Here is a 19,320-nt window from a genome sequence, read left to right as displayed (position 1 = left end):
GGAGAGAAATGGGTATGAAAATCAATGAGTTTTCTGAGCGAACTGGCCTGCCACCAAGTACTCTTCGTTTCTATGATCAAAAAAAATTGTTAGAGCCCAAACAACGTTTAGAGAACGGCTACAGGATCTATACAAACGATCAAGTATCACACGCATTGATTATTCATTCACTTCGTTTGTCTGGAATTAGCATTGAAGACATTTATCAGTATATGTATTCAAGCGAGAAAGAGAAGGAACGATTAATTTCAAATTGGAACCATGAGGTAGATTCAAAGATATCTACTCTAAAAATCGCAAAACAATATTTAAGTGGTGTGACTGCTAAAGAGCAACATATTAATTTAGTTAAATGGGACGAACCCGTACTTTTCATATGGTTTAGACATGAAGTGCCAAGAGAAATAAACCCTTTTCAGTCTGTGATGACCTCAGAATTAGAGAAGGTTAAAAAATTGGGACTAGGAGTTAGACCAGGCATTTTCATAAGAACATTGGAATCTAAAGGGAATTCAATGGTTGGCGAGATTGGATTCATCCTGAATAAAGAGTATCCATCCAACTTGTGTGACAAGGCGGGTAATATGTATATAGAGCAACTAGAGCCAACGCTTTACGCTACAATGGAGTGTAATGTGTACGATCCCTTTATGTGTTTTAATTTTATGAGGCTAGTGCACCGATTTGGTTTTAGAACAAAAGGTGTAAAGTTAGAAAAGTTTGAGTCACCAGATGAAAGTACTTTTAGGTACATGATACCACTTTTAAATCCTTCTTGACTCTTCAAATAATGGAGTGTTGCTCTGAAAAGTTCAACACCCATTTTTTTATATTTTGAATAAAGGAGCAATATGATTAAAGTGGCAGGAATATTTATTTATTGAAATATGTAGTTAAGGTTTATGCGGCGTTTGCCGGGATAATGCGGCGATTTTCGAGGTTATGAGGCGTTTGAGCCGAATATGCCCCGTTTTCTGGATTTATGCCGCGTACTGCTTTTTTATGAGGAGTTCTTTTGGCGCGGGTGGATACTTGAGGGTGTATTTCCATTCGCGCTTAATGATTTTTACAAATTAAGGGTTTTATTTAGAGGGATATTGTCGTTAAGTGAGTATGCGGCGAACGCCTGGATTATGCGGTGTTTGAGGGGAATATGCGGCGATTTTAGAAGTTATGCGGTGTTTAGAGGTTGTTTGCCGTGTTAGAGAGAGTTATGCGTTGTACTGCCTTTTTATGAGGAGTTCTTTTTGTGCGGGTGGATATTTGAGGAGAGATTTCTATTCGCGCTTAATGCTTTTGACAAATTAAGGGTTTGTACAGAGGGGTATTGTCGTTGAGTGAGTATGCGGCGAACGCCTGGATTATGCTGCGTTTGCCGGGAATATGCGGCGATTGAGACAAGTATGCGGAGTTTGAGCTGAATATGCCCCGTTTTCTGGATTTATGCCGCGTAATGCTTTTTTATGAGGAGTTCTTTTGGCGCGGGTGGATATTTGAGGGAGTATTTCCATTCGCGCTTAATGCTTTGAACAAACTAAGGGTTTGTTTAGAAGGATATTGAAGTTGCGAGTTAATTTACGCGGGAGAACCTATAGATCATGCTGCATTGGTTTGAAAGAAGATGAGCTGATTTCATAAGGAATGCTGCGACGACCCACGTACTAATGGATGGAGAACAGTGCGTGGGTTCGCAGTATCGATGGGGTAAGTCTACCCGCATGGAGTATAACCGGTTTACGTTCTATAAAATGCTCCGTCTTTTTCTAATGTAGGAAGGGTGGAGCTTTTTATGATGATTAATGGAAACAAGATTTTTGGGTGTTCCCAATCACAGAAACACCTAATATGAACTGCAAAAGCTGCGTATTGTGCTAAAGGACATTTGCCGCTAGAAAACATTAAACTGGCAAAACGATTACAACGCCAAATGGGCTCTTAACTCATTTTGAATTGTTTCCAGCTCCTCTACGTCTGCAATATAGTACCAAATCCCATTCATTGTCTTACCCGTACCTTGTTCGAAAAACAGTTGATTAATCGTTCCGACAGCGCTCTTGTAATTCTTCTGCACATCCATTATTTCGTCAAAATCCATATTCGTTCGTACATTTTTGCCGACAGCGTTGAAGATCGACCGATAATTTAACAGACTGTTGAGGGATGCACCTTCTCGTAAAATCGCTTGGACGACGAGTTTTTGACGGTCTTGGCGTCCAAAATCTCCACGGGGGTCTTCATAGCGCATGCGAATATACGTCAATGCCTCTTCGCCACTCAATGAAATTTGCCCTTTCTTAAACGTTGAGCCGCTCGATTTAAATTCCAGCGGGTTTTCTATTGTAATTCCACCAACGGCATCCACAATCTCTTTGAAACTGTCCATATTAACTTGAACTGTGTAGTCAATAGGAATATCGAGTAGTTGTTCGACAGTACGTAAGGACATATCAATTCCGCCAAAAGCGTATGCGTGGTTAACTTTATCTGAAAAGCCTTTGCCGACAATTTCTGTATACGTATCACGGGGTATACTGAGCATCTTTGTAGATTGGGTCGTTGGATTCACCGTCAACACAATGATGGTATCTGAACGTCCTTTGTCCCCTTCGCGCTCATCGACTCCTAGCAGTAGAACGGAAAAAGGTTCTTGCTTTTGAATGGAAACCGGTTCGTCACGTTTTTCCGATACTGTTCGATCGAGTGGTTCATGTATTTCCTTTACTGTGTCAGCGAATTTCATATACACGGCTATCCCGAAAATAAGGATAAGGACAGCGAATAGCCCAAAAATCCCGGCGATCCATTGCCACTTTTTGAATTTGCGTTTATTCATAATCAAACCTCCATATATCCGAATGGCTCGAGAAGCAAATGTAGGTGAATCTGATGAAAAAGTGGCCGCGACCACACTACGGAAATTAATTCCAATACATATGAATAGTATATCGATAAGAATGATGATACGCAAAATTCTGGTATCTAGACGCTTAGTGATTAGCACTATATGAAGTTTTGTAGAATGTGGAAGAGTAATGGATTTTGAGTGGTTGTTGCGGATTTTCTAAATACTGAGTGAATAGTCAATCACCTTATGGTAGTCTAATAACTACCTAGAAGGGAGAATCTCGTATGTACAAATTATATTGCCGCAGTTTCCAGCAAGTGATGAAAGTATCGGCAGCTTTTTTGCCGTGGCGGGTTCCGGAGCTGATCACTGGGGAAAATAGTGTCGCACAGTTGCCGGGTTTGATTACAAAAAGAGGGGTTGCTTCGGTACTCATCATTACGGACAAGGGCATCGTGGCAGCTGGTCTCATCGATGGATTGCTTGAAGGATTGGACCGCGAAAAAGTGCGGTACATCGTATATGACAAGACGACGCCGAATCCGACAATCGACCAGATTGAGGAGGCGTTGCAGTTGTATCATGAGAAGGACTGTAGTGGTGTCATCGCGTTCGGCGGGGGCTCGCCGATGGATTGTGCGAAAGGGGTAGGTGCCCGCGTAGCCAGGCCGACGAAGTGCATTTCGGCAATGCGAGGCATTTTAAAAGTGCGAAATAACATACCGCCACTTTTTGCCGTCCCGACGACCGCGGGGACAGGTAGTGAAGCGACACTTGCATGCGTCGTTTCCAACCACCAAACGCATGAGAAATACGCACTGATGGATCCCGCACTCATCCCGCACGTGGCGGTGCTCGATCCGTTACTGACCGTCAATCTGCCTAACCATCTAACCGCAACGACAGGAATGGACGCACTCACCCACGCGGTTGAGGCATATATCGGCAAAAGTACGACGAAGCAGACGAGGCAGTGGAGCATTGAAGCGGTAAAACTCATTTTCGATAATTTGTACGAAGCTTATTCAAACGGTGGAAATGTGCGAGCGCGAGACGATATGCAAAAAGCCGCGTACTTGGCCGGCATGGCGTTCACCCGTGCATACGTCGGTAACGTACATGCAATCGCGCACACGCTTAGCGGATTTTACAATGTCCCGCACGGCCTTGCAAACGCGGTGATTTTACCGCATGTCCTCGAATATTACGGAGAAGCTGTCCACGAATCTTTGGCAACGCTAGCCGAAGCTGCCGGCGTTTCAAAAGTGTCGGACACAACCGAACAAAAAGCGCAGGCATTCATCCAAGCCATTAAGACGTTGAATGAAAAAATGGACACTCCGTCAACTGTCGGCTGCATCGTTGAGCGAGATATTCCTCTCATGGTTAAGCGAGCGCTCCAAGAAGCCAATCCACTCTATCCCGTTCCGAAGATTTTTGGAAAGAAGGAGATGGAGGCGATCATTCGGCGGATTGGTGGATAGGAGGCTCTTTACTTCGAGAGGTTATGCGGCGATTGCCGGGATTTTGCGGCGATTTTCGAAGTTATGCGGCGATTGAGACAAGTATGCGGCGTTAGAGCCGAATATGCCCCGTTTTCTGGATTTATGCCGCGTACTGCCTTTTTATGAGGAGTTCTTTTGGCGCGGGTGGATTTTTTAACGTGGATTTCCATTTGCGCTGAATGCTTTTTACAAATTAATGGGTTTGTTTAGAGGGGTATTGACATTGCGTGGTTATGCGGTGTTTGCCGGGATTATGCGGCGATTTTCGAGGTTATGCGGCGATTGAGACAAGTATGCGGCGTTTGAGCCGAATATGCCTCGTTTTCTGGATTTATGCCGCGTACTGCCTTTTTATGAGGAGTTCACTTGGCGCGGGTGGATTTTTAAACAGGGACTACCGTTCGCGCTTAATGCTTTTGACAAATTAAATGGTTTGTTTAGATAGGTATTGTCGTTGCATGGTTATGCGGTGTTTGCCGGAAATTTGCGGCGATTGAGACAGGTATGCTGCGTTTGAGCCGAATATGCCTCGTTTTCTGGATTTATGCCGCGTACTGCCTTTTTATGAGGAGTTCTTTTGGCGCGGGTGGATTATTAAACAGGAATTACCATTCGCGCTTAATGCTTTTGACAAATTAATGGGTTTGTTTAGAGGGGTATTAACATTGCGTAGTTATGCGGTGTTTGTGGCAAGTATGCGGCGAAACTTTGAATTATGCTTTGTTTTGAGAGGTTATGCCTTGTTTTCGGAGGAAATGCGGCGTTTGGAGGATGTTTGCCGCGATTGAGAAATATATGCGGCGAATTTCGGGGGATGCTGCGATTGTGGAGATGATGCATGGAAATTGGCTTATCGAAAATGCTGACCGTAATACTCATCTTGTAAAATACAAAATATTCATGTTAAAGTTAATGGCAAATAAGGGCAGAAGGGAGTTGTGCGTCGTATGGACTTTAACCGAATGGATGAACGCTTCTTGAGGTACTCCAGAATAAGTTTCACGGCACTTCTGTCAGTAATGATCGGGATTGTCTATTTGTCTCCTTCTGTCTATTCGAGTGACGCGCCGTCCAAAGATGCTTATTACGTGTCGGTCAATGGGAATGACGATAATCCGGGTACGTTCGAGGAGCCTTGGCGTACGATTCAGAAGGCGGCGGATACGCTCGTTGCGGGTGAGGCGGTATTCGTGCGGGGAGGCGTTTACGAAGAGTTCGTTCGGATTCATCGGTCGGGTTCTGCGAAGGACGGTTATATTACTTTTCAAGCGTATCCAGGAGAGCAGCCGATCCTTGAAGGGAAGAACTTGACACCGACAAGTCGCAACCAATCCCAATTTTTTATTCACAAAGCGAGTTATGTAGTAATTGAAGGGTTTGAAATACGCGGACTCACGTCGGACAGCCCACACGATTATTTGGCGGGTTTGAAGGTGAGTGGGGGCGGATCGCATATTGTTATTACGAATAATGATATCCATAGCATTTCGAACTTGGCGACGAAGGGAAATGCCCATGGCCTACTCGTCTACGGCGATTCATTGACACCGATTTCGTCTATTACGATAACTGGGAATGAGATTCATCATTTAACTTCCGGGTCGAGTGAATCCTTAACGCTTGACGGAAATGTGAAAGACTTTGTCATTTCCTTTAACCACGTACATCATAACAATAACATTGGCATTGATATTATCGGCCATTATGAAACGTGTTCAGCTCCTTGTGTGGACCAGGCACGAGACGGTATTGTTGCCCATAATCTCGTTCATCATATTGACACTTCACAGAATCCTGCCTATGGCAATACAGGCGTGCGTGCTGCTGCCGGTATTTACATCGATGGGGGAACAAATGTCATTGTCGAAAATAACGAAGTGTACAACAGTAATTTTGGCATCGAACTGGCGAGTGAAATTCCAGGGAAAGACACAAGTCATGTGACAGTGCGCAATAACTATTTGCACCATAACGATGGCGCAGGGGTGATTATGGGCGGATCAAGTTCCACGAATGGCGGGGCTCGTCAGAATCACGTCGTTAACAATACGCTCTATATGAACGATACGATGCAGCAAGGGTATGCAGAAATTACGTTGCAGAACTACAATGTGAACAATGCATTCTTGAACAACATCATTTATACGTTCCCAAACAAGCGCTTTATTAAAATGAGTGGAACGAATGGCAAAGGGAATTTGGTTGACTATAACGTTTATTATCGGTCTGATGGAGTGGACGGGAAAAGTTGGCGGTACAACGGGATTCGCTATCAAACATGGACTGCTTTTAAAAATGCGACTGGTTTTGATCAACATTCTCTTTTCGCAGATCCGCTGTTTATGGAAATAGACCGATATGGACCTTACTTGTCTGCTCAATCGCCTGCGATCAACCGTGGTTCGCTGGATGTGATCGGATCGATGCGAAATGATTTTTACAACAACCCACGCGTTGAGGGTGGGCGGATTGATGTTGGAGCCGCTGAATATCGTGATGGTGACATTCCGAACAAACCCGTATACGCCCCAAGCAATCCGCCGACTGGACAAGGGGAGCCGTGGCCGGATGAACTACAACCAGAACAAGGGACACCGTCAAAGGGTGAAATAGGAGCCAAGCTAGTGGACGTAACAATTGATGGAATCGGTAATGATTGGTCATCGTTCCCTGCTCTTCACACAAGTCAATCGAATGTAAGAAGTCTTAAAGCGTTTAGGACGTTGGATACGTTATATGTACTTGTGGAAGGTCATCGGCTGACGGAGAAAGGCCAGTTGTTCATCGATATTGGTAACGGAGTAAAAGCGTTCGAAGCGCCGTACTGGTCTTCCAATCAATCAAGTTTCCTAATCGAAAATGGAACGCTTTATCAATACAACGGCACGGGTGGTACGAACTGGAATTGGTCGAAAGTGACAACTTATCGGATGACGAACCGCTATGCCGTCAGTGCAACGGCAGTGGAATATGCGATCCCGCTAGCGGATTTAATCGGTGTCCACCAAACCGTTTCAATTGGTTATGTGTGGAACGATTCACCGAGCGCTAAACTACCGATGACAAGTAAGATGGTCACGATTGACGTGAACAAGACTACAACTGAATAAGGTAGGAAGACTAGGATAAAAAATGCAGAAGGCCAATTCGCCAACTGCATTTTTTTATTTTTATGAGTGGAGTGCAGAGGAACAGTCTATTTAGCAATTTGTCCTAGCGACTTTTATTTTGTCATCTAGCATATTTAACACGCGCCGAAAGTATGATAATAGATAGATAATATACTAATTGTATAGTGAAAATTCCAATGTAAGAGTTTTTTAAGAATCCATTAGTATAATGGTCTATACTACTTTTTACATTTACTGACTCTTTTAATTAAATGAAAGCTCTTTTATAGATGACTACTGTCTCAGCAGTTTGTGAGTTGAAAAGGAAGGTGAGATACAAGTGAAGGTTTTAATTACAGGTGGCTATGGCTTTATCGGCTCGCACGTGGCAGAACGTTTTCACCAAGAAGGCTATGACGTAATCATTATCGATAACTTGACGACGGGCAAGAAAGAGAACGTGACGATTAAGCACAAAAGTTATCAATTATCCATTGAAGATCCGAAATGTGTAGAAGTGTTCAAGTCGCACAAAATTGAAGTGGTTGTGCATTTGGCTGCACAAGTAAGTGTCGCCAATTCTGTTTCTAATCCAATCGCGGATGCTGGCTCTAATATCGTTGGACTTGTCAATATGTTGAATCTTGCTACTACATATGGTGTTAAGAAATTTATCTATGCGTCATCTGCGGCTGTGTACGGCATCCAAAAGGAACTTCCGATTACCGAAGAGATGGAATGTGCACCCATTTCACCATATGGAATGAGCAAACTGAGCGGTGAAATGTATTGTGAAAAATGGGAGCGATTATATGGTTTGCAAACGCTCGGTTTTCGTTTCTCAAATGTCTATGGACCACGTCAGGACGCGGTAGGGGAAGGTGGCGTCATTTCGATTTTCACAAATCGATTATTGACGGAGCAACCGCTTGTTGTCCATGGAGACGGGGAGCAGACCCGAGATTTCATCTATGTTGAAGATGTTGCTTTTGCAGTTTATCGGGGAGCGAATAGCCCGCAAACAGGCATTTATAACTTGTCGGTCAATGAACAAACGTCCGTCAATCGGATTATCGAAGTGCTCAATGAAATCCAGCCAGTTTCTGAAATCGTTCATAAGGAGAAAAGGGCTGGGGATATTGAGCATTCCGTGCTGGATAATCGAAAAGTAATGCGAGATTTAGATTGGTCGCCGTTATATACAATTGAGGAAGGTCTTGCGAAAACAGTAGCCCATTTTAAAAAAGAGTCTAAAAAACCGCTGAAAGCTGAAAAACGTTCGCCTTCACCAGCCCGCGTAAAGGCGAGGAAAATCCTTTCAAAAGCGATCCCTACATTGGAAACGCTCGTTGCTTTCGGTCTAATTACATGGCTGACGTTCATTTACCCCAGTAGTGGTAGTGGCGTGATCGATTTGAAATTGTTCTTTATTACCATCATCGGGATTATGCACGGTAGTCGTCAAGCAATGCTTGCTGTCGTCCTGTCAACGGCTTTGTTCACCTACCAGAAGCTTGAAGGTGGGCGTGATGTCATTTCACTGACGTATGACACGGACTTCTTCTTTCAGTTGGCGATTTATTTATTTGTCGGACTTGTCATCGGTTATACGATTGAGCGGAAAAAAACGATTATCAAACAGCAAGCGTACGAGTTGGATGAGATGAACAACCGCTATGTTTTTCTCGACCGTATTTATACGGATGTGCGGGACGTAAAAGATGAATTGCAGACGCGCATTTTAAATGCAGGGGATAGCTACGGGAAGATTTATGCCGCCACGAAAGAATTGGAAAGCTTAGAACCTGAACATGTCTTCAATTCTGCGGTTAGTGTCGTGAAATCAATTATGCATGTAAAAAAAGTAAAAATCTATGTCGTGAACAAACCGCAAACGTACTTGCGCCTAATGGCCAGTTCGGGTTATGACGCGAGTGGGTTAGCGAAATCGTTGAAGGTTGCTGAGCATGCCTATTTGAATGAAGTCATTAACACTGGAGCGATTTATCGGAATGAGCATTTGCGGGAGGATGTGCCGTTAATGGTGGCCCCGCTCTTCCATAACGAGAAAGTGACCGCAATCATCGCAATTGACGATTTGTCATTTGAAAGCTTTTCGATGTATCACCAAAACTTGTTTAAGATTACGACGGACTTGATCTCATCTGCGTTGAACAAAGCATTCACACATATTTCAGCGACCGAATCACAACGTTACTATGAGGATTCCATCATTTTAAAACCTGAAGTATTCAGCGATATCGTTACCTCTAAGAAAAAGATGTATGAAGACTATGGCGTACCTTATCTGTTATTGAATACTGAGTGCTTTGACCTTTCTACGAGTGCTACTGCCGAATACTTATCGACAAAGTTAAGAGAGACGGATTACCTTGGTATGGATTATGCAGGGAATTTGCTCATTCTCTTATCGAATACGAGTAAGGATGATGAAGAGATAATTGTCAACCGACTGGCACACGATTCCATTATTCTCACAGCAACAGAGGAGTGAACGAGATGTTTTGGTTAATCTATAGCATTTACGTACTACTATCTTTCTTGCTGATTGTTGTATTGTATCGGAAGTCTTGGCAAGACCGACTTCTAAAAGCGGTCAGTATTGCTGCCCTTCCTGGTATTGGATGGCTGTTGCCGATATTTTGGTCGAAACGATTGATCGGTGAGGGCAAGGAAGACTTTGAAGAATTCATTACACGACAAGCGGAAGAGCATCAAGTGAAGAGGATTGGCATTTATCAGCATATCGAGCGCCAACAAGAACTTGATGTCATTCCGATTGAAGATGCCCTTCTAGTCAGTGAGCACAAAACACGCAGACGCGTGCTCATTGATATGTTGAAACAAGATACTGTCAATTATTTGGAGATTTTACAGAGCGCAATTAGCAATGAAGACAAAGAGACTTCATACTACGCAGTGAGCGCAATTATGGAAGCAAAGAGGAAACTACAACTTGCTTTGCAAGATTTCTCGGTGAAATTTGAGAAGGATCCGACAGATTTGCTCGTCGTGAAAACGTACGCGGAAGTATTGCATGACTATATGAGGAGCGGGTTTTTAGACGAACGGACATTGCTGAAATATCGCTATATATATCGTGCGGTATTAAAACAGTGGCTGCTATTGGAACCGCTCCATGAATGGGCGTATCAAGAAAGTGTCGATCTCGAATTGGCACTTGGATCTTATGTAGACGCTGAACGGATCGCTCATGCTTATATGGAGGCGGTACCGGACAGTGAGAAAGCGTATGTAACGATGATGAAGGTCCATTATGAAACCCGTTCAATTCAACGGCTGCACGAAACGTTGGAAAGGTTGAAGAATTCACCCATTAAATTATCTAGCGAAGCGCTTACGATGGTGCGGTTTTGGTCAGAAGGAGCGTAACAATGAAGAGAGATGTGAAGTTACAAAAGAAAGTATACATCATACTACTGTTTGTTCTGCTGTTGGCAGGTGTGTCGCAATTAACCCGATCTAAACTCGTGTTGACTTCTACTGTAAATGAGCAGACACATGAACAATATCAAGCAATAAAAGAAGATTATTTGGCGATGAATTTGGAGCAATCTCTGCCGGCATCAACGCATCAGGATTATTGCTTGGCGTATGATAGCGAGGATGAATTGAGCGTTCGTATTAAAGACAATACCGAGCGTGTACTCGGTTATATGCAACAGCCTTATTCAACAATCGATTTGGATGCAACCAGTCTTCAAGTACAGAACTGTCAAGCCGTCTTGTTGACAGCTTCTGTTGATAGTGTGGAGTATGAAATTCCCGCCATTTTGGACTTCATCGAAAATGGGGGGTATCTGTTTTGGATGCGCTCCGATAATCCTTCTGATGCGTTTATTAACATCCATCGAAAATTAGGCATCGTAAATTTTGAATACTTACAAGGCAAGTATGGCATTACGCTTACTTCTAACGTTTTAATCAATCAAGCAGGCGCTCGCTACGAAGGGGACTTCATTTACAATGATGTGCTCCCTGTAGAGTTGGATGAAGAAGTGGAATTGTTGGCAACGACGGCCGATCAAAATCCGCTCATGTGGAGAAAACAATTTGGCGAAGGCGCTTTCATGGTGTTCAACGGGAGCAATCTTTCTGGCAAGGACGCAAGAGGACTTATCGCTGGCGGCATCAGCCTCCTTGCGCCCGATTACATCTATCCGATTTTTAATACGAAATTATTCTACATTGATGATTTTCCTGCACCCATTCCTCAAGGGATTGACGCCTTGATTTATCAAGAATATAAAATGGATATTCCGACTTTTTTCCATGATATATGGTGGCCGCAAATGCTTAAAGCGGCGAGCAACTTCAACGTGAAGTATACAGCAGTAGCGATTCAAACATATGGGGATCAAGTCAAACAGCCTTTTACGAGTTTAGGTGATGAGGAATTGCATAACGTAATCCGATATGGACGGGAAGTTCTTAAGAGCGGTGGTGAAATAGGGGTTCATGGGTACAATCATCAGTCGCTCCAGATGAATCAAGAAATAGCTGATTATTTTGGTTACAAGCGATGGGAAACGATTGAAGATATGGAAGTGTCCATTAAAACCATGTTGAATTATCTCGAGCAGGCATTTCCACGTTACAGCATGATGTCCTATGTTCCGCCTTCCAATGTGCTTGACAGTGAAGGAAGAAAAGCATTAGTCAATGCTTGGCCAAATCTTGCAGTCATCGCTTCTTTGTATATGCCTGACCAATTTAACCGCTCCTATGTACAAGAGTTTGAGATGGGGGAAGATGGCGTACTCGATATGCCGCGTACTACATCGGGGTATTTTGACACGGATTACAACAGATGGGTGGAAGCGAATGCGATTTCTTCAATCGGTGTGTTTTCCCACTTCATTCATCCGGATGATTTGTTGGATGAAGAACGAGGGCGCCGACAAACGTGGAAAAGTCTATATGAAGACTTTGAAGAGTTGTTAACGCGGTTGCATACGACCTACCCGTGGTTGCGCAGCCTTACGTCTTCAGAAGCGGCTATTCGTGTAGCTGATCAATTGCAAAGCGGGATGGTTGTTTCAAAAGAAGGAAACACGCTTCAGGTCACGACTGCGACAACTTTGGATGAACATTATTTCATCTTACGTACGGATAAAAAAATCGGGAACATGCAACATTGTACAATACAAAAAATCGATAAGGGCGTTTTTCTAGTAAAAGCAACAAGTAATGATTTTTCTATGGAACTGGGTAGGTGACAAAATGAGGATTTGTATCATTGCAGAAGGTTCTTATCCTTACGTAACAGGCGGTGTTTCAAGCTGGATTCAAAGTATGATAAAAGACATGCCTGAGCATGAATTTATCATTTATGCGATTTCGCCGGAGAAAAAGCAAAGAGGTCAGTTCAAGTATGAGTTGCCGAAGAACCTCATTGAAGTACGTGAGTCATTTCTTGATTCCTATTTGGAAGAGAAGGTCAGGTGGGGGCGTAAATTCAAGTTGACGGATGAGGAAAAACGCAATGTGAAGTCGTTGCTTGGAAGTGAAGGAGAGATGGACTGGTCAGCCTTTATACGAATGGTCCGTAGTGCACGTTTTAACAACGTATCCGATTTTCTAACAAGCCGGGACTTTTACGATATTCTGCGCGAGTTGTGTGAGGAGCACTATCCACTCGTGCCGTTCACTGAAATGTTTTGGACGGTTCGCTCAATGATTTTACCGTTGCTCATCATTATCCGGGAGGACCTACCTGAAGCGGATCTTTACCATAGTGTGTCTACCGGATATGCCGGCATTATCGGCGCTGTTGCGAAGGAAGTGTATGCGAAGCCATTTTTGTTGACGGAGCATGGCATCTATTCACGCGAGCGCGAGGAGGAAATCATCAAAGCGGAATGGGTGAAAGGATACTTCAAAGATTTGTGGATCCACTATTTTTATCGCCTCTCTTCAAGTGCCTACAACGGGGCAGATTGCGTGACGACACTCTTCAGCCGGAATAAGGAAATCGAAGTGGAATTGGGTTGCCGGGAAGACAAGATTAAGATTATTCCTAACGGCGTTTCAGTGACCGATTATGTAGAATTGCCGTCCACGAAACCGAACAACGAATTTTACATCGGGGCGATTGTCCGGATTGTGCCAATCAAAGATATAAAAACGATGTTACAAAGCTTTGCCATTATTAAGCAACAGTTGCCGAATGCCGTGTTCTACATTATGGGACCAACAGAAGAAAACGAGGCGTATTTCGAGGAGTGTGTACAACTCGTAAATGCTCTAGAACTTAAAGACGTCATCTTCACTGGACTCGTGCCGATTAAAGACTATATTGGCAAGATGGATGTGCTCATGCTAACGAGCATAAGCGAAGGGCAGCCACTTGCGATTTTAGAAGGAATGGCAGCTGGAAAACCATTCGTTGCAACAGATGTCGGTAGTTGCAGAGAGTTACTTGAAGGGTTGGATGATGGCATTGGACCTTCAGGGCTTGTTGTACCGGTTATGCATTATGAACAACTTGCAAATGCTGCGGTGAAATTATGTAAAGATGAAAAGTTGCGTCTTGAAATGGGGACAAATGCATTTCAGCGGGTAGAGCGATTTTATCAACATGAAGAGGTCATTCGAAATTACCGTAACGTATATGAAACGATAGGAGGTGGAAAAGATGGCGGGCATTGGCTTTGAGTTGAGAAAGATGTTTCGTGAGCAGGGCTTGGTAAATCAGTTGAAAGCTTATACCTATTCTTCATTGACAACGGTGGGACCGATGATTATGAGCATGGGGCTTATTGTCGCCTTGCAACGCATAACAGCGACGGAGCAGATGGAATATACGGACTGGGAATTGTATATTGCAACTGTTTCTTATTGCTTCATCTTTTCCATCGTTTTAACGAGCGGTATTTCGATGGTGCTCACACGCTATACGGCTGACATGCTTTACGAAAAGAAATATGGTCGATTGATGTCAGCCTATTACGGAGCACTCATTGTCATGCTGCCCATTGCGGCGATAATCGGGGCGCTGTTTTTAAGTGGTGTGACCGCTGGATGGTTGTATAAGCTATCCGCATACTTCTTCTTTTTGCTGCTTATTATTGTGTGGATTCAAGGCGTCTTTTTATCTGCATTAAAAGATTATGTCCGTATTGTAAAAGGGTTTGCCAGTGGTTCTGTTACCGCACTTGTGAGTGGTTGGCTGCTTTCGAGGTTAACGGAAATTGATTCGACGATTATACCGTTATTGAGCTTGGATATCGGTTTTTTGGTCATTGTCATCTTATCAAACTACCATTTTGAACAGCGCTTTCCACGTGCGGAGTACGGTTATTTCTTTGAATATCTTCGCTATTTCAAGAAGTATTCTTCGTTATTTTTTGCGGGGTGCTTTGTATACTCGGGCATTTACTTGCATAACTTCGTTTATTGGCTAAGCCCGAATGGGAGGGAAGTGGCCGATCAATTCCGCATTATGCCTTTTTATGATTTGCCGGTTTTCTATGCGTTCATAACCGTTTTACCGTCATTTGTCACTTTCGTCGTGGCTGTTGAGACGGCTTTTTATGAGAAGTTTAGGATTTATTATTTACAAATCATAAATGGTGGAACGATTCGGGATATCAAAGCGGCAAAGCAACAAATGCAGAAGACGTTAATCAAACAAGTTGGGTTTCTCGTAGAAGTTCAATTGTTATTCACCGTCTTATCCATTGCACTAGGGATCAAATTCTTGCCTAAAATCGGCTTTACAATGGCGCAACTGGATTTGTTCATCATTTTAGCGCTTGGTTACTATTTGTTCATCATCTTTTTCATGTTCACGCATATTTTAATGTATTTTGATGATCGTAAAGGGGTGCTCGGCATTAGTATGCTGTTTGCGCTATTGAATATTGGCTTCACTTACTGGATGATGCAAATCGAATTCGACGGGCTTGGGATGTTCATCGCTTCTGCTATTGTTGTCCTTCTCGTACTTGCAAGATTGTTGTACGTCCTCCGAAACCTCGACTACTATACATTTTGTGCGCAGCCGATTACTGTGGAGACCGCACGGAAAAAGCATAAACAATTTGGCAAAGCGACATCGACTGCGGCCTTATTGCTTGTTTCAACGATGTTTCTGGCCGGGTGTATGCCGGATCGTTTAGCGGATGATCACGAAGGAACGGACGAACAGACTGAAGCGAAAGCCAATCGTGCATCAATGCCGGACGAAATCGACACACGATTACTAGAAGATAAAAGGTTGTATGAGCGGGATGAAGATGAGTCGCTCAAGACACTGTATATTACAGTTCTTCCTGACAAGAAGCAAAAAGACGAACCACTTGATTGGTATGGACTAAACCGGAAGACGGAAAAAACGTACGGCGAAAAGTTACCGATCATTATGCAGGAAGGCTTTAGTGATGAAGGTGCGCCGCGTTCAGGGATGTTCGGTTATGGAACGACGATGGAAAACGCGACAATTCAACTGCGGGGACGTTCGGCATGGAACCAACCGCAAAAATCATTCCGCATTAAACTGAACGACGAAGCGGGCTTATTTATGGGGCAGCAAACGATCAACTTAAACAAGCACATTAGTGAATTTTCCCGTATGCGCAATAAGTTGAGTTTTGACTTAATGGAGACAATCCCGAATATGACGAGCTTGCGGACGCAGTTCATTCATTTGTATGTGAAGGATTTGTCGAGAGGTGAGGCGGATGCGGCTTACGAAGACTACGGTTTATTCACACATGTGGAGCAACCGAATAAGAAGTTTTTGAAGGCGCATATGCTCGATCCGAATGGCTATTTGTATAAAGTGCAGTTTTTTGAATTTGACCGATATGCAGAATTTATTAAAGAAGAAACAGATCCAGATTTTGACCTGGAGCAGTTCGAGACGATTTTAGAAGTGAAAGGCCGAAAAGAACATGGCAAGCTCATTAAGATGCTTGAGGATGTAAATAATTTAAGTATGCCGATTAATGACGTCATGGAACAGCATTTCGATGAGGAGAACTTTTTGACGTGGACGGCGATGAATATTCTGATGGACAATATGGATACAGAAGCGAATAACTTCTTCCTGTATTCACCCATCAACAATAATAAGTGGTACATCCTGCCGTGGGACTATGATGGCGGGTGGGAATTGCAAAGACAAGCTCAAACGATCCAAAGTTGGCAAAACGGGATTAGCAATTTCTGGGTGTCGAAGCTTGCAAACCGCTATTTCAGGCAACAGGAAAATGTGGATAAATTAACCGCGAAGATTGAACAATTGCATGCGGAATTTATCAATGAAAAACGTGTTGCCGAGCAGCTGGAACGCTACCGTCCAATTGTGGAGCCGTTTTTGTATCGCTATCCGGATACTCGGTTTTTGCCGAGTCATGCAGGCGATTATGAGGAAGAGTTACAAGTGCTCATGCAAACACCGGAAGCGAGTCTACAACGGTATTATGCCGATTTGGAACGCCCGAAACCTTATTATATGGGGGAAGTTGAAACGGTTGGCTCGAAGCTGAAGTTCACATGGGACTTGTCATTTGATCTGCAAGACGATGAACTGTTTTATGAAATTGTTGTTGCGAAAGATTTAGCATTTACTGAAGTGGTGTTTGAAAAGAACGATCTTCGGTTGAATACAGTTGAGATTGCTAAGTTGCCAACAGGAACCTATTATTGGAAGTCGAGTGTAAGAGATGAGCATGGAAATCGTCAAACTGCATTTGATTTGATTGTTGACGACGAAGAGGTCCTCCATGATGGCGTTAGAGAATTTGAGGTGGAGTGATTGTTAGGACGCGAAAGACGTAAATTACGGACGGAGCAAAAATACTATTTGCATATCCATGATTATTTATCGCTAAGGAATCGATTGTCCAGTGTAATGGATTTAGATAAACATTCCATCAATGAAGAAGGCTACAACATTCGTAGTCTCTATTTTGACGATCCGCACCGAACAGCGCTGACAACTAAAAATGACGGGATTTTCAATCGGGAGAAATACCGGATTCGGATGTATAACGATAGCAATGAGGTTATTAATGTAGAACGCAAGAGTAAGTTTGGAGAGTATGTCTGTAAGGAATCGGCTCCGTTGAGTTTAGAGGAATATACAGCCATTTTGGCGGGTGACTTTTCGTTTTTATTGCAACGGGAGGAACGTTTACTGCATGAATTTTACGCCGCCCTCACGACCCGCCATTATCGGCCGAGTGTGATAGTCGATTATTGGCGGGAGGCGTATGTATATACGTGGGGGAATGTGCGGATTACGTTTGATAAAAAGCTGTCTGCAGCGGTCAATACGTATGATGTGTTCGATCCGAATTTGACGTTGGAAGAAGTGTTACCGACAGAGTTGACAATTATGGAAGTGAAATTCGATTCGTTCTTACCAGAGCACATACGCATGCTAATTAGCCCGAAAAGTCATGTCCGGTCTTCGATTTCAAAGTATGTATTATGCAGGGAAAAAACATTGCAGCATTTTAAAGAATGATGTGTGAATGGAGCAGACAAGATGAGTTTTCAAGATTTTTTTAAAAATAGTGTATTAAAATTAGAGGCGTTTCGAACAGTTTCCTATTTTGATATGTTCTTTGGACTACTATTTGCATTCTTAATTGGAATGTTCATTTATTGGATCTACCGCAAGTCTTTCAGAGGTGTTGTCTATAGCTACAATTACAATATCTCGTTCGTGCTGCTGACGATGATTACCGCTTTAGTCATTATGACGATCAGTACAAATATTATCTTATCACTCGGGATGGTCGGCGCACTCAGTATCGTCCGGTTCCGAACTGCCGTGAAGGACCCACTCGATATTGTCTACATGTTTTGGTCTTTAGCTGCTGGCATCGCTTGCGGCGCAAGGATTTACCCGCTTGCCGTCGGCGGATCACTTGTCATCGGGCTTGTCGTCTTCTGGCTCTCCAAACACAAAATCCGTGAGCAATCGTTTTTACTCATTATCCGCCATACAGAAGAAGCCGAAGTGAAATTACGGACTGAGCTCATGAAATTAAAGACGAAATTGAAGTCAAAAACAGTCCGAAAAGGCTTCACGGAATTGACCGTTGAAATTCGGTTGAAGGATGACAATACAGCTTTTGTTCAAGCGATTGGTGACATTGAAGGCGTGAACGATGTGTCGCTTGTGCAGTATACGGGGGATTATGCGCAATAGGGGATTTTTGATGGGGCGCGGATATGCGGCGTTTTCTGGAGTTATGCGGTGTTTGAGCCGAATATGAGCCGTTTTCCGGAAATATGCTGTGTTTGTAAGAAATATGCCGCGATTTTAGGGAATATGCCGTGATTGTTATTGAGCCGATGTACGAGATCGCGGGAGTTTTATATCTCCTATGCTCCCAGCTCGCGCCTAATGGCTTTTTACAAATTAAGGGTTTGCTTAGAGGTGAACCGCGATTTTTTGGAATATGCTGTGTTTGTAGGCAGTATGCGGCGATTTCACGAGTTATGCGGTGTTTAGCAGAATATGAGCCGTTTTTCGGAATTATGCTGCGTTTGATTTTTCATTGCGACAAAATAAAGATTTATGCCATTTGTTTAGATGAGGAACGGTTTTCAAGTGTCTTGCATCGTTTAAATGGAATATATAATGGAAATTTTTAGGGGCTGACAAACTGTCCGAAGAGTAGCTGTCATGTACCTTGAAAAGTTGTATCTTGTTTAAAGATGTGAATACGAAAAATTGAACTTTGCAGTCAATTAATAGTCTTTCACTCATGACGATTTCATGTTAGTTCTTGATGTTTTGGATCTTTCTAAGAAATCGTCTTTTCTTGCGTTACTTTCAGCTTACTATTTTGTTCTT

11 protein-coding genes are annotated in these 19,320 nt (G+C 43.2%); 10 read left to right on the top strand and 1 reads right to left on the bottom strand.

Annotation, left to right across the window (positions count from 1 at the left end; genetic code table 11):
• Positions 1-8 precede the first annotated feature (8 nt).
• On the top strand, positions 9-779 hold the full coding sequence (locus NRI27_RS15050; protein WP_371391466.1) for a helix-turn-helix domain-containing protein: 771 nt from the start codon (positions 9-11) through the stop codon (positions 777-779).
• 1,136 nt (positions 780-1,915) lie between these two features.
• On the opposite strand, the gene NRI27_RS15045 is transcribed toward NRI27_RS15050, so the two are convergent.
• Complete coding sequence (locus tag NRI27_RS15045) at positions 1,916-2,833, bottom strand: LCP family glycopolymer transferase (protein ID WP_371391465.1); 918 nt, start codon at positions 2,831-2,833, stop codon at positions 1,916-1,918.
• Positions 2,834-3,129: 296 nt separating this feature from the next.
• Here NRI27_RS15045 and NRI27_RS15040 point away from each other — a divergent pair, with 296 nt between their 5' ends.
• From NRI27_RS15040 to NRI27_RS15000, 9 genes are all read left to right on the top strand, one after another.
• The gene (locus NRI27_RS15040) at positions 3,130-4,329 is read left to right on the top strand and encodes an iron-containing alcohol dehydrogenase (RefSeq protein WP_371391464.1); all 1,200 of its coding nucleotides are present in this window, start codon (positions 3,130-3,132) and stop codon (positions 4,327-4,329) included.
• Positions 4,330-5,297: 968 nt separating this feature from the next.
• Positions 5,298-7,460: a right-handed parallel beta-helix repeat-containing protein gene (locus tag NRI27_RS15035; protein ID WP_371391463.1), complete on the top strand. Its 2,163-nt coding sequence runs from the start codon at positions 5,298-5,300 to the stop codon at positions 7,458-7,460.
• Between the two features lie 340 nt (positions 7,461-7,800).
• Positions 7,801-9,975 (top strand): NAD-dependent epimerase/dehydratase family protein, encoded by a 2,175-nt coding sequence (locus NRI27_RS15030; protein WP_371391462.1) that lies wholly within the window; start codon positions 7,801-7,803, stop codon positions 9,973-9,975.
• 5 nt (positions 9,976-9,980) lie between these two features.
• Positions 9,981-10,874, top strand: a complete 894-nt coding sequence (locus tag NRI27_RS15025; RefSeq protein WP_371391461.1) for a hypothetical protein — start codon at positions 9,981-9,983, stop codon at positions 10,872-10,874.
• Between the two features lie 2 nt (positions 10,875-10,876).
• Positions 10,877-12,721, top strand: coding sequence for a DUF2194 domain-containing protein (locus NRI27_RS15020; protein WP_371391460.1), 1,845 nt, complete (start codon positions 10,877-10,879; stop codon positions 12,719-12,721).
• Between the two features lie 4 nt (positions 12,722-12,725).
• On the top strand, positions 12,726-14,159 hold the full coding sequence (gene pelF, locus NRI27_RS15015; RefSeq protein ID WP_371391458.1) for a GT4 family glycosyltransferase PelF: 1,434 nt from the start codon (positions 12,726-12,728) through the stop codon (positions 14,157-14,159).
• On the top strand, positions 14,140-17,265 hold the full coding sequence (pelG, locus tag NRI27_RS15010; protein ID WP_371391457.1) for an exopolysaccharide Pel transporter PelG: 3,126 nt from the start codon (positions 14,140-14,142) through the stop codon (positions 17,263-17,265). The genes pelF and pelG overlap by 20 nt, the downstream gene beginning before the upstream one ends.
• A complete protein-coding gene (locus NRI27_RS15005) occupies positions 17,266-17,979 on the top strand; it encodes a polyphosphate polymerase domain-containing protein (RefSeq protein ID WP_317943172.1) in 714 nt (237 codons plus the stop codon).
• A gap of 21 nt (positions 17,980-18,000) precedes the next feature.
• Entirely contained in the window at positions 18,001-18,669 is a 669-nt protein-coding gene (locus NRI27_RS15000) for a DUF4956 domain-containing protein (RefSeq protein ID WP_317943170.1), read from the top strand.
• The last annotated feature ends 651 nt before the right edge of the window (positions 18,670-19,320 follow it).

Source organism: Sporosarcina sp. OR05 (genome assembly GCF_041414805.1).
GTDB lineage: Bacteria > Bacillota > Bacilli > Bacillales_A > Planococcaceae > Sporosarcina > Sporosarcina saromensis.
This window is presented reverse-complemented; position numbering and strand designations above follow the sequence as displayed.

What these genes read in the sequence shown, in the direction of transcription:
- pelF (WP_371391458.1), top strand. Translation starts at nt 12,726, where the DNA reads ATGAGGATTTGTATCATTGCAGAAGGTTCTTATCCTTACGTAACAGGC.
- NRI27_RS15020 (WP_371391460.1), top strand. Translation starts at nt 10,877, where the DNA reads ATGAAGAGAGATGTGAAGTTACAAAAGAAAGTATACATCATACTACTG.
- NRI27_RS15045 (WP_371391465.1), bottom strand. Translation starts at nt 2,833, where the DNA reads ATGAATAAACGCAAATTCAAAAAGTGGCAATGGATCGCCGGGATTTTT.
- NRI27_RS15000 (WP_317943170.1), top strand. Translation starts at nt 18,001, where the DNA reads ATGAGTTTTCAAGATTTTTTTAAAAATAGTGTATTAAAATTAGAGGCG.
- pelG (WP_371391457.1), top strand. Translation starts at nt 14,140, where the DNA reads ATGGCGGGCATTGGCTTTGAGTTGAGAAAGATGTTTCGTGAGCAGGGC.
- NRI27_RS15050 (WP_371391466.1), top strand. Translation starts at nt 9, where the DNA reads ATGGGTATGAAAATCAATGAGTTTTCTGAGCGAACTGGCCTGCCACCA.
- NRI27_RS15040 (WP_371391464.1), top strand. Translation starts at nt 3,130, where the DNA reads ATGTACAAATTATATTGCCGCAGTTTCCAGCAAGTGATGAAAGTATCG.
- NRI27_RS15035 (WP_371391463.1), top strand. Translation starts at nt 5,298, where the DNA reads ATGGACTTTAACCGAATGGATGAACGCTTCTTGAGGTACTCCAGAATA.
- NRI27_RS15025 (WP_371391461.1), top strand. Translation starts at nt 9,981, where the DNA reads ATGTTTTGGTTAATCTATAGCATTTACGTACTACTATCTTTCTTGCTG.